Source organism: Novosphingobium sp. 11B (assembly GCF_054589055.1).
The window spans coordinates 1-12,268 of sequence record NZ_BAAILP010000253.1; the positions used below are offsets into that span (position 1 = coordinate 1).

The window sequence follows — 12,268 nt, forward strand, 5'->3', positions numbered from 1 at the left end:
ACGTCGCTCGCCTGTTTGATGACCTTGAGGAACGGCGCGAAGTCTTCGGGTTCGTGCACCGGCTTGCCGGTCTGCGGATCGCGCGCGTGCAGGTGGACGATCGCCGCGCCGGCCTCTGCCGCTTCCAGAGCGCTCTGCGCGATCTCGTCCGCCGTCACCGGCAGATGCGGCGACATCGACGGGGTGTGGATCGAGCCCGTCACGGCGCAGCTGATGATGGTCTTGGACTTCGGCATCTCGCCCTCCGTTTTTCGCTGCCGGTCTCTGCCGAGGCATGCGTTGTGAATGTCGATGTGATTTAAACTGTCCAAACGGTCAATATGATTCTTGCCGCGGAGCACGGCCGGACACAGAGATCGCAGGCAAAGTCGTCAAAATCGGCGAATCCAGCTCACGCCTTTACTCCCCATCACGAATTATCTGACCATATGACTAATAGCCAGCCCAGCAAAAACGGCACGGGAATGCCGGAAGGCAGGCACCAACCGCATCGGTCATGCTCACCATAACTCCGATATTTATCTATGAATTACAGTATATAAATCGATCATCACGCCCAACTTCAAAGCCTTTGGCAACCTGTAGATCAGCAGCAGATCACAAGTTCGAATAATGGCTTGACGCGCCAAATGCGCTCATTAGAATTCCAATTGGTCAGGTTAAGCAAATGCAACCGGCGAGCGCAAAGCGCCGCACCATGGGGAGGATAATCGATGAAAATGCATGCACGCGCTGTGCTTTTTGCAGGCGGATCGCTGCTGTCACTGGGCCTTTCGGCGACATATGCGAACGCGCAGACCGCAGAAACAGCGCCCCAAACCACATCGCCGCCCTCGTCCGCCAGCACGAACGAGATCGTCGTCACCGCCAACAAGCGCGAACAGAACCTCAGCGAAGTCGGCTCGTCCGTCAGCGCGGTCAGCGGCGAGGCGCTGAAGGTCCAGAACATCTCCAACATCGCGGACCTGGCGAAAGTGACGCCGGGCCTCACTTTCGCGCCGACGCCGAACGCCACGCCGGTCTACACGATCCGCGGCGTCGGCTTCTACGACAGTTCGCTGGCGTCCTACCCCGACGTCGCCGTCTACATGGACCAGTTCCCGCTGGCGCTGCCGGTGATGTCCGCACAGACCGGTTTCGACCTCCAGCGCGTCGAAGTGCTGAAGGGTCCGCAGGGCACCCTGTTCGGGAACAACGCCACCGGCGGCGCGATCAACTTCGTCGCCAACACGCCCACACCGACGCTGGAGGGCGGCGCCACCTTCAGCTACGGCCGCTTCAACACGATCGAAGCCAACGGCTTCATCAGCGGCCCGATCACCGATACCCTGGGCGGACGCATCGCGGTGAAGGCGGTCAACGGCGATCCCTGGCAGAAGAGCTATACCCGCGACGATCGCAACGGCCGCGCCGATACGATCGCCGGGCGCATGATCCTCGAATTCGAGCCGAGCAGCGACTTCAAGGCCTCGCTCAACCTCAACGGCTGGCGCGACCAGAGTGAGCCGCAGGCCCCGCAGCGCATCGCCTTCGTGCCGCAGAACGACGTGTCCGGCGCCCCCGCCATCGCGCCGTTCACGTATGCCGACGGCCCCGTGCCCTATCCGCAGGCGACCTACCCCAACGCACCGCACAATGCCCGCGCCGCCGACTGGTCCACCGACTATCGCCCGCGGCAGGACAACCGCATGCTGCAGGGCCTGTTCCGCATGGACTACGACTTCAGCGGCATCACCGTCACCTCGCTGACCGGCTATACCGACCTCAAGTTCGACAACACCACCGAAGGCGGCGGCACCGCGCTGCGCGACCTCGACTTGCGCAGCGACAGCGGCCACATCAAGAGCTTCACGCAGGAAGTGCGCATCGCCAACGATTCCCACAACGCGCTGCGCTGGGTGGTAGGCGCGAACTACGAGCGCACCAAGGTCAACGAAGTCACCTGGCTGACCTACACCGACACCAGCTCCACTTACGTCAACGGCATCGTCGGCAGCACGTATGAAACCCGCCAGAAGATGACGAACTACGCCGCCTTCGGAAACCTGGAGTTCGACGTCAACGACCAGATCACGCTCAAGGCCGGCATCCGCCGGACCCGTGCCAAGCGCGATGCCTATGCCTTCAACGGCGATCTGCCGCAGTTCCCGATCCTGCCGACCGACACCACTTTCGGCGGCACCCCGGGGGTCACGCTGACCGACTTCTTCAACGCGGTATACGGCTCGCTCGGCCCGCTCTACGGCGGCCCGGGCTACCAGATCCCGACGATCGCACCGGGCGGCTCGATCATCCTCGACACGCGCGGGCTGGTGCTGGGCGATCCTTCGGCGAACGATCCGGTCGATCCCGATACTTTCCTCACCGCCACCACCGTCAATACCCGAATCCGCGAGAACAGCACCTCGTGGATGGTCGGTGCGGACTTCAAGCCGGTGGACGGCCTGCTGCTCTACGCCAACGTGTCGAAGGGCTACAAGGCGGGCAGCTTCCCGCACTTGTCGGGCGCGATCTTCGATGCCTATGCGCCGGTGAAGCAGGAATCGATCATGGCCTACGAGGCGGGCTTCAAGGCCCAGCTGATGGACCGCCTGCTCACCATCAACGGCGCCGCGTTCTACTACGACTACAAGAACAAGCAGACCCGCGCGAAATTCGTCGATCCGATCTTCGGCGCGCTCGACAAGCTCCTGAACGTGCCCAAGTCCACCATCAAGGGCGCCGAACTGGAAGTCACCGCGCGCCCGATGCAGGGCCTGTCGCTCAGCGCCTCGGTGACGTACCTCGACGCCAAGGTGGACAAGTACCTCGGCGCCGTGGGCCAGACGGCGGTGAGCGGCGTGCTGGTACCGGTGAACGCCTCGTTCAAGGGCGTGGACCTGCCTTTCTCGCCCAAGTGGCAGTACTCGCTGCGCGCGGACTACACGTTCCCGGTCAGTTCGGCGCTGGACGGCTTCGTGGGCGCGGGCCTCAACGGGCAGAGCAGTTCGGTATCGGCGCTGGTCGTGCCGGGTTCGGCCACCTTCGGGGCGACTTCCGACCTCTACGACATCAAGTCCTATACGCTGGTCAACGCCAACCTCGGCATCCGTTCCTCGGACGGCAAGTGGACGGCGTCGGCCTGGGGCAAGAACATCTTCAACACCTATTACTGGAGCAACGCCACGCAGGCCTACGACACCTTCGTGCGCTACACCGGCCGTCCGGCGGAATACGGCATCACGGTCGGCATGAACTTCTGACGAAGCAACCTACCCTCCTGAAAAGGCCCGGAAACCGCGAGGTTTCCGGGCCACTTTTTTTGCCATCGTGACGGATGAAGATCAGATGCTGGTGTGCCCGCCATCGATCGCGAACGAGGCGCCGGTGGCAAACGAGGCTTCGTCCGACAGCAGCCAGCGCACCGCGCCCGCGATCTCGGAAGGCTGGCCGAAGCGGTTCATCGGATGGACAGCGGCCAGCGCCTTTTCCAGCCCGGCATCCACTTCCATCGCGCCCTTCAGCATCGACGTGAGCGTACCGCCCGGCAGCACGGCATTGATGCGGATGCCCTTCGTCGCATAGTCGATCGCGCCGCCGCGCGTCAGGCCCATCGCCCCGGCCTTGCTGGCGCAATACTCGCTGCCGTTCGGGAAACCGACCATGGCGGACGTGGAGACGATGTTGACGATCGCCCCGCCCTTGTCGAGCATCGCGCGGATCTCGTGCTTGTTGCACAGGAACAGCCCGCGCAGGTTCACCGCATGGCAGCGGTCCCATTCGTCCAGTTCGACTTCGTGCAGCAGCTTGCCGCGCTGGGGGACTCCGGCGGCGTTGCAGGCGCCATCGAGGCGGCCGTAGGCGCCCACCGCCCCCTCGATCATCGCGATGACCGAGCTTTCATCCGCCACGTCCGCCGCGATGCCCTGCGCGGTGCCGCCCGCCTGCCCGATCGCTGCCGCGACGGCCTGCGCCTTGCCGCCATCGAGGTCCGCCACGGTGACCCGGCAGCCCGCCTCGCCCAGCGCGAGCGCCACCGCTTCGCCGATCCCGCTGCCACCGCCGGTGACGACGATCGACTTGTCCTGAAGACCTTTCATTCGTTCGTTCTCCCATCTTCGCATCCTTCCCCACTCGATGCGGGTGGGCGTGCAATGTTTTTATTGACCATAAGGTAAGTTTAGTCCAGCCTCCTCAAAACGAACGGGGAAACGAGGATGGCGCCGAAAACGGCGAGCCGGGGCATGATTGCCCTGGGCATGGCAGTGGCTATCGCAGGTCTGGCATTGCTGGCGGGTGGGCTATGGCTCGCCGCGCTGGGAGGCTCGATCTATTACCTGATGGCCGGGGCGGCTCTGCTTGGATCGGGTACGCTGATCGCCCTCGGGCGGGGCACCGGCGCTAAAGGCTATGCGCTGTTCCTCACGGTCACGATCGCATGGGCGGTGGCGGAAAGCGGGTTCGCGCCATGGCCGCTGACGGCGCGGCTGCTGGCCCCGGCGCTGCTCGGACTGCTTTTCGTCATTCCCGGTGCGCGCGCCTCGCTCGGCCAGGGCGCCAGCCTCGCGGCGGGTGTCGGGGCGCTGGCGCTGCTGCTGGTCGTCGGCGCGCACCTCGCCCGCGACAGCCACGACATTCGCACGGCCGAAGCGATCGCCGCCTCGGCGCCGATCCCCGCAGACGCAGCGGGGGACGAATGGACATCGTGGGGCGGGGACAAGGGCGGAAGCCGCTTTTCCCGGCTGGCGCAGATCACGCCCGCCAATGTCGGCAAGCTCGAAGCCGCGTGGACCTTCCATACCCGCATTCCGTCCGACCCCGCCACCGGCTACCTCTCCGCCACGCCGCTGATGGTCGGCGGGCGGATGTTCCTGTGCGGGCAGGACAATTCGGTCTTCGCGCTCGATCCCGACAGCGGCCGCGAACTCTGGCGCTTCGATCCCCGCGTATCCGCCAAGGGCTCCTCGGCCGTGCGGACCTGTCGCGGCGTGGCCTTCGCGCGGACCGAAGGCGCCGGCCGCTGCGCCGCGCGGATCGTCACCGCCACCTTCGACGGCCGCCTGATCGCGCTCGATGCCACCGACGGCAAGCGCTGCGAGGGCTTCGGCACGAACGGCGCGGTCAACCTGTTCGACGGCATGGGACTGGTGCAGCCCGGCTTCTACTATTCCAGCGCCCCGCCCGCCATCGCCCGCGACCGCATCGTCGTCGCCGGATGGGTGGCGGACAACCAGAGCAATGACGAACCCTCCGGCGTCATCCGCACTTACGATGTACGCACCGGCGCGCTTGTCTGGGCCTGGGACGCGGGCAATCCGCTGAACGTCCACGGGCCCCGACCGGGCGAGCACTACTCGCGCTCTACGCCCAACACCTGGGCGCCGATGAGCGTGGACGATACCCTCGGCCTGATCTACGCCCCGACCGGCAATCCCACGCCCGACCATTACGGCGCGCTGCGAAGCGCCGCGAGCGAGAAGTACGGCTCCTCGGTCGTCGCGCTGGACATCGCCACCGGGGCCGTGCGCTGGTCGTTCCAGACCGCGCATCACGACTTGTGGGACTATGACGTTCCCGCGCAGCCCAGCCTCTTCGCAGCTGGCAACACCCCCGCCATCGCGATCCCCACCAAGCGCGGCGAGACGTTCGTGCTCGACCGGCGCACCGGCAAACCGCTGCTGCCGGTCACGGAACGTGCCGTCCCCAGCCGGGGGGCGGTGGAGAAAGTCGCCGCGACGCAGCCCTTCTCCGCCTTTCACTCCATGGCCGGCCCGGACCTTGCCGAGCGCGACATGTGGGGCCTCACCCCGTTCGACCAGCTCTGGTGCCGCGTGCGCTACCGGCAACTGCGCTACGACGGCAAGGCCACCCCGCCCGGCACCGACGAGGCGCTGATCTATCCCAGCATCGGCGGCGGCATGAACTTCGGCGGCGTGGCGATCGATCCCGTCCGGCGCATCGCCGTGGCTAACGCGCTCTATTACGGCACGATCATCCAACTGGTGCCGCGCGCCGAGACCGACCGCCTGATCGCAGGCGCGGCCGCAGGAAGCCATGCCGTCACCAACTTCGGCCTGCCATTGCCGCAGGCGGGCACCCCGTTCGGTGTTCGCCTCAAGCCCCTCGCGTCGCCGCTGGGCGTGCCGTGCAATGCCCCGCCGTTCGGCCGGATCGCCGCGATCCATCTCGACACCGGCAAGGTCGCATGGGAGCGCCCGTTCGGCACCGCGCGCGATGCCGGGCCGCTGGGTCTGGCGCTCGGCCTGCCGATCCCGATGGGCGCGCCCAACTTCGGCGGATCGCTGACCACCGCGAGCGGCCTCACCTTCATCGGCGCCGCGCGCGAGCAGACCCTGCGCGCCTTCGACACCGCGACGGGTAAGGAACTGTGGTCCGCCCGCCTGCCCGCCAGCGCGCAGACGATGCCGATGACCTACCGCAGCCCGCGCACCGGCTGCCAGTACGTCGCCACCGCCGCGGGCGGTCACAACATGCTGCAATCACCGCTTTCCGACAGCGTCGTGGCCTTCCGGCTGCCGGGCTGCTCCGCAAGCAAATCCAAGGGAGATGGGAAATGAATCGACTTCAGGACAAGGTCGCCGTGGTATCGGGCGGCGCATCGGGCATCGGCGCGGCGGTCGTGCGGCTGTTCGTCGAGGAAGGCGCCCGGGTGCTCGCCTGCGACATCCAGCCCCCGCTCGACGCCGCCTTGCGCACCCTGCTGGACGAGGCGCCCGAGAAGGTCCGCTTCACCACTTGCGACGCCTCGAAGGAGAGCGACGTCGCCGCCGCCGTGGCCTTGGCAACCGAAACCTGGGGCCGCCTCGACGCTGCCGTCGCCTGCGCGGGGGTTCCCGGACAAGGCAGCGACATCGACCTTGCGGTGGACGAATGGGACCGCATCATGGCGATCAACGCGCGCGGCGTATTTTTGCTGACCAAGCATTCCCTGCCGCCGATGATCGCGGGCGGCGGCGGTTCGATCACCAACATTTCCTCGGCCTACGGCGTCGTTGGCGCACCCGGTTTCGCGGCCTACTGCGCCTCCAAGGGGGCTGTGCGCACCTTCACCAAGTCCACCGCCGTCGAGCATGCGCACCAGCGCATCCGCGCCAACTCGATCCATCCCGGCGTGATCGAGACGCCGATGCTGCAGGGCATCTTCGACCGCAGCGACGATCCCGAAGCAACGCGCGCCGCCTTCTCCGCGCAGCAGCCCAACGGCTTCAACGGCGCGCCCGAGGACATCGCCTGGGGCTGCGTCTACCTTGCTTCGGACGAGGCGCGCTTCGTCAACGGGGTCGAGCTGCCGATCGATGGCGGCCTCTTGGCGGGATAGGAAGAATGGCTGAAAACGCACGCATAGCCGCCGATCTCATGGCGACGTTCGGCGCCGACATGGAGCCATGGTGGGCCATCGCCGACGAGGATCTCGTCCTCGAATTCCCCTTCGCCGGCTCGATCGGCATGCCGCAGCGGGTCACCGGCAAGGAAGCCTCCCGCACTTATCTGGAGAAGGTCGTCTCGGGGCTGGAGGGCCTGCGCTTCACCGGAATCACCGCAAGGGAGACCGGAAATCCGGGCGAAGTAGTGGTCGAATACGTCGGCACCTGCCCGGCACCCAATGGCACCTACGACCAGCAATACATAACCATAATGCGCTTCAAGGAGGGCAGACTGATCCTCTTCCGCGAATACAGGGACACCACCGAGGTCACCCGCGCCTTCGGCGACCTCGCCGCCGCATTCTGACAGGAGTTCTACCCATGACGACCAACAAGGACCACGCCCTCGAAGCCTGCCGCCTCCTCTCCGAACGCGACCTCGACACGATGTTCGCCGCCTTCGCCGAGGACGGCACATGGACGATGCCCTACCTGCCCGATCGCTTCGCCTTCGCCGGCGAGCGCGACAAGACGGCGATGCGCGAACTGCTTGACGGGTTCCTCGGCGGGTTCGAGCATTTCGAATTCCATGTCGAGCAGGCGGTGGCGGACGGCGATACCGTGGCGATCCTCGGCAAGTCCTATGGCATCGGCCCGCGCTCGGCGATCTACCGCAACACCTACCACTTGTTCTTCACCTACCGCGACGGGGTGCTGCTGAAGGTGCGCGAACTGTTCGATCCTTATCAGGTGGAGGCTTACGTGGCGCAAGTCGAGGCGCAGGCCGCCTGAACTTAATATTGACTATTTGGTCAGTTGTAGCATTCTACGAAAAATGCGGCGGAGCGCCCCCGGCGCTTGAGCCAGGCAATGGAGAGGTCACGCGAAATGAAGCGAATCGAAGTCCCGGTCCTGATCGTCGGCGGCGCGGGCTGCGGGCTGGCCAGCGCGAACTTCCTCGGGCGGCTGGGCATCGAGTGCCTGGTGATAGAGCGCTATCCGGCCACCTCGCCCGCGCCAAAGGCGCATTACCTGAACCAGCGCACGATGGAGATCATGCGTGAAGAGGGGCTGGCCGATCACATCTACCGCAGCAGCACCCCGGCCGAGAACATGGCGCGCGTGGGCTGGTACACCAGCCTCGGCGGCGACGGCCCGCTCGACCGCAAGCGCATCGGCATCATCGACGCTTTCGGCGGCCACTCGCTGAAGGACGCCTACGGCGCCGACAGCCCGGTGCGCGCCGCCAACTTCGCGCAGATGTACATCGAACCGCTGCTGCTGGAGCACCTCGCCACTTACCCCACCTCGCGCATCACCTTCCATCAGGAACTCAAGAGCTTCACGCAGGACGATGACGGCGTCACCGCGCAAGTAGAGGATCGCAATTCCGGCGAAGTCTACGAAGTGCGCGCGCAGTACATGATCGCGGCGGACGGCGGGCGTCTGGTAGGACCATCGCTCGGCATCGCGATGGACGGCATCGACCGGCTGATCGACATGGTGACGGTGTGGTTCGCCGCCGACCTCTCCGAGTACATCGAGGACGAGTCGGTGATGATCCGCTGGTTCACCAACCCCGAAAAGGGCGGATCATGGGGCAGCGGCGTGATGGTGGCGCTCGGCCCCGATACGTTCGGCGCGAAAAGCAAGGAATGGCTGATGCACTTCGCCTTCCAGCCCGGAGAGGCGGGCAAGCTCGACGCCGAAACCGCGATCCCGCAGATCCGAGAACTGCTGCGCCTGCCCGATCTCGATCCCAGGATCATCCGCATGAACGACTGGCAGGTGCAGGGCGTACTGGCGCGCGAATACCGCAAGGGCCGCGTGTTCCTGGCCGGAGATGCCGCGCATCGCCATCCGCCGACTACCGGCCTTGGCCTCAACAGTGCGATCCAGGACGCGCACAATCTGGCGTGGAAGCTCGCCGCCGTGATCCGGGGCGACGCGGGCGACGCGCTGCTGGACAGCTACGAGGCGGAGCGCCGCCCGGTGGCCGCCAACAACGTGGCCTGGGCGATGATGACCTTCCAGAACCACCTGACCATCGATTCCGCGATCGGACTGATGCCGGGCGTGCCGGTGGAGTTCAACATCGGCGCCTATCACAAGCTGTTCTCCGATACGCCCGAAGGCGCGGCGCGGCGGCAGATGGTGGCCGAAGTTATCGGCACCCAGCGCGCCGAATTCCAGGCCCACGACATCGAGATCGGCTTCCGCTACGACACCGGCGCCATCGTCCCCGACGGCACCGAGCCACCGCCGCGCGGGTTGCTGGGCGATACGCATGTACCCACCATGCGCCCCGGCCACCGCATGGCCCACGTCTGGCTTAACGCGAAGAACACCGGGGAAGACAAGCGCGTCTCCACCCTCGACCTGACCCGGCTCGACCGCTTCACGGTGTTCGTGGACGGGCCTGCCGGTGACTGGACCGCCGCCGTCGATGCCGCCCGCGCGGCCAGCGGGCTGACGATCGATCTCGTCGCTGTCGGCAAGGACGAAGACTTCACGCCGGTCGACGATCGCTGGGCCAATATCTCCGGCCTGCAACGCGGCGGGGCGATCATCGTGCGGCCCGACCAGCACGTCGCCTGGCGCGGGGCCGTGCCGGTTGCCGATGCCGGGGCCACGCTGCGCGAGGTGATCTCCACCGTGCTCGGCCGGCGCGTCGATCAGCCGGTGGCGGCATGACCGCAGACCGCTCGCTGCCGCCGGGGTTCGAGGCGCTCGAACCCCACGTCGGCTACTGGGCGGCGGCCAGCGCGCAGCAGCGGCGCGCCGCGCGCGAGGCCGCCTCGATGGAGGAGATCGAGGCGTTCTACACCGCCATGCTGGCGCTCGCGCCCGAGGCGATCCGCTCGCTGGAAGGGCGCGACATGCGCGATCTCGAAGGCGCGCCGCTGCGGCTGATGCAGCTTCTGCTGGCGCTGGCGCACGTGTCGATGGCGACGGAGCTGCACCGCCAGCCGCGCGCGCCCTTCACGCCCTATCCGCACGAGGTCCGTCTGGTGGAGGGGCCGCGCATTCTCGGGTGAGACAACAGGAAAAAGCCGAAAACGGCGAAGGAGAGGAACCATGAACGATCAGGTCGCCGATTTCCGCGCGGACCGCACCAACCTGACCGCGCTGGCCGGGCTGGACACCGCGCCGGTCAGCCTCGAACCCTACCGCTCGCAGGACTGGTTCGATGCCGAAGTGCGGCAGGTGTTCAAGCGCGCATGGCTGTGCCTCGGCCGCGAGGAGCGGATCGCCGCGCCCGGCGACTACTTCGTCCAGACGCTCGAATTCGCACGCGCCGAAGTGCTCGCCACCCGCACGAAGGACGGGCGCGTCCGCGCCTTCCACAATGTCTGCTCGCACCGCTCCAACAAGGTCGTGCTGGAGCGCGAGGGCAATGCCTCGCGCTTCATGTGCCGCTACCACAACTGGACCTACCGCAACGACGGCGAGCTTGTCGGCGTGCCGGACCAGAAGAACTTCTTCGATTTCGATCGCAAGTCCTGTGGCCTCACCCCCGTGGCCTGCGACATCTGGGAAGGGTGGATCTTCATCAACCTCCAGCGCGAGCCGGAAGTGCCGCTGGCCGAATTCCTCGGCGCATTCGGGGAAATCTACCGGGGCATCCCCTACCCCAATGCCGACCGCTCGATCCTGTTCGAGTCCCGGCTGAAGGCGAACTGGAAGGTCATCGCCGACGCCTTCGCCGAGACCTACCACATCCCGGCGATCCATCCCGAGACGATCGGCGCCACGTTCGCCAGTAACGAGAACCCTTTCGCCCGGCCGATCAGCGCGCAGACCTGGGGGCCGCACCGCTCGGTATCGACTTACGGCAACCCCGAATACGCGCCGCCGCCCGGATCGCAGGTGGAGCGCCTGTTCTACAGCAACATCGCTACCGGCAACGTGCTTTCGGCCGCCAGCCTCGACGATACCGAAGTGTTCCGGCGGCATCCGGCGATCAACCCGACCAAGTCGGCGAGCTGGGCGGTGGACGTGACCTGGCTGTTTCCGAATTTCCAGATCGACGTCTCCCCCGGCGGGTTCTGGACGCATCACTTCTGGCCGGTCAGCCAGGACGAGACGCGCTGGGAGGCCCGCTTCTACATCCCCGATGCGCCCGACGTGTGGAGCCGCCTGCAGCAGGAGCACTACATCGCGCGGCTGGGCGAGATCCTGCTCGAAGACGTCGGCAATACCGAGCGCACGCAGGAAGGCATCGCTTCGGGCGCGAAGGATACGATGCCGCTGCAGGACGGCGAAGTGATGATCCGCCACTCGCTGCACAACCTGCACAAATGGATCGCGGCCGGGACCGTGGCCGAAGCACTCGCCTGAACAGGAGACGATACCGATGAGCGAATTCGACAAGGCCCTGAGCGACCGCAACGTCGCCAATGCGCAGAAGCTGATGGCGCTGTTCGGGCATGACATGGATGCCTTCTGGGCGATGGTCTCGCCCAACCTGCATATGGAGCTGCCCTTCGCCGGGACGGTGCGCCTGCCCACCGAGCTGCATGGCGAGGATGCGCTGGGCATGTTCCGCACGGCGGCCGAAGTCTTCGACGTGAAGTTCAATTCGGTGGAAGTGACCCCGCTCGCCGATCCGAACCGCGTGCTGGTGGAGTATCGCGGCTACGGCGAGCCGGGCGGCACGGTCTACGACCAGCGCTATGTCGGCGTGCACGAATACCGCGACGATACGCTGGTGTTCTACCGCGAATACTTCGACACGGGCGTGGTGATGAACGCGCTGGGCGCCTACCTTCCGGCCTGATCCGACATTGTGCGCGCAGCGCTCGCCTGTCCTCAACCCCGCTCAGGCTGAGCTTGTCGAAGCCCCGGCGGCGTGGCGCGCGGGCTTCGACAAGCTCAGCCTGAGCGGGTGGGGTTAGAACCGG

11 protein-coding genes are annotated in these 12,268 nt (G+C 66.3%); 9 read left to right on the plus strand and 2 right to left on the minus strand.

Features of this window, described 5'->3' with window-relative positions; translation table 11 throughout:
• A partial coding sequence (locus ACYPYD_RS22485) for a 3-keto-5-aminohexanoate cleavage protein (protein WP_459665666.1) occupies positions 1 to 236 on the minus strand: 236 nt, incomplete at its 3' end.
• Between the two features lie 483 nt (positions 237 to 719).
• On the opposite strand from ACYPYD_RS22485, the gene ACYPYD_RS22490 reads away from it, so the two are divergent.
• Positions 720 to 3,242 (plus strand): TonB-dependent receptor, encoded by a 2,523-nt coding sequence (locus ACYPYD_RS22490; RefSeq protein ID WP_459665638.1) that lies wholly within the window; start codon positions 720 to 722, stop codon positions 3,240 to 3,242.
• 81 nt (positions 3,243 to 3,323) lie between these two features.
• Here the strand turns inward: ACYPYD_RS22490 and ACYPYD_RS22495 are convergent, their stop codons facing one another.
• Positions 3,324 to 4,079: an SDR family NAD(P)-dependent oxidoreductase gene (locus ACYPYD_RS22495; RefSeq protein WP_459665640.1), complete on the minus strand. Its 756-nt coding sequence runs from the start codon at positions 4,077 to 4,079 to the stop codon at positions 3,324 to 3,326.
• 117 nt (positions 4,080 to 4,196) lie between these two features.
• Here ACYPYD_RS22495 and ACYPYD_RS22500 point away from each other — a divergent pair, with 117 nt between their 5' ends.
• The 8 genes from ACYPYD_RS22500 (at position 4,197) to ACYPYD_RS22535 (ending at position 12,144) form a co-directional block, all read left to right on the plus strand.
• Positions 4,197 to 6,557, plus strand: a complete 2,361-nt coding sequence (locus tag ACYPYD_RS22500) for a membrane-bound PQQ-dependent dehydrogenase, glucose/quinate/shikimate family (RefSeq protein WP_459665642.1) — start codon at positions 4,197 to 4,199, stop codon at positions 6,555 to 6,557.
• Positions 6,554 to 7,318 (plus strand): SDR family NAD(P)-dependent oxidoreductase, encoded by a 765-nt coding sequence (locus ACYPYD_RS22505; protein WP_036529619.1) that lies wholly within the window; start codon positions 6,554 to 6,556, stop codon positions 7,316 to 7,318. Before ACYPYD_RS22500 ends, ACYPYD_RS22505 begins: the two co-directional genes overlap by 4 nt.
• A gap of 5 nt (positions 7,319 to 7,323) precedes the next feature.
• A complete protein-coding gene (locus ACYPYD_RS22510; RefSeq protein ID WP_459665644.1) occupies positions 7,324 to 7,731 on the plus strand; it encodes a nuclear transport factor 2 family protein in 408 nt (135 codons plus the stop codon).
• 14 nt (positions 7,732 to 7,745) lie between these two features.
• Positions 7,746 to 8,156 (plus strand): nuclear transport factor 2 family protein, encoded by a 411-nt coding sequence (locus tag ACYPYD_RS22515; protein WP_459665646.1) that lies wholly within the window; start codon positions 7,746 to 7,748, stop codon positions 8,154 to 8,156.
• 96 nt (positions 8,157 to 8,252) lie between these two features.
• Positions 8,253 to 10,058, plus strand: coding sequence for an FAD-dependent monooxygenase (locus tag ACYPYD_RS22520; RefSeq protein WP_036529625.1), 1,806 nt, complete (start codon positions 8,253 to 8,255; stop codon positions 10,056 to 10,058).
• Positions 10,055 to 10,402 (plus strand): hypothetical protein, encoded by a 348-nt coding sequence (locus ACYPYD_RS22525; RefSeq protein WP_036529627.1) that lies wholly within the window; start codon positions 10,055 to 10,057, stop codon positions 10,400 to 10,402. Before ACYPYD_RS22520 ends, ACYPYD_RS22525 begins: the two co-directional genes overlap by 4 nt.
• Before the next feature lie 40 nt (positions 10,403 to 10,442).
• Positions 10,443 to 11,705, plus strand: coding sequence for an aromatic ring-hydroxylating oxygenase subunit alpha (locus tag ACYPYD_RS22530; RefSeq protein ID WP_051587157.1), 1,263 nt, complete (start codon positions 10,443 to 10,445; stop codon positions 11,703 to 11,705).
• A 16-nt stretch (positions 11,706 to 11,721) separates the two neighbouring features.
• Positions 11,722 to 12,144: a nuclear transport factor 2 family protein gene (locus ACYPYD_RS22535; protein WP_036529628.1), complete on the plus strand. Its 423-nt coding sequence runs from the start codon at positions 11,722 to 11,724 to the stop codon at positions 12,142 to 12,144.
• Positions 12,145 to 12,268 lie beyond the last annotated feature (124 nt).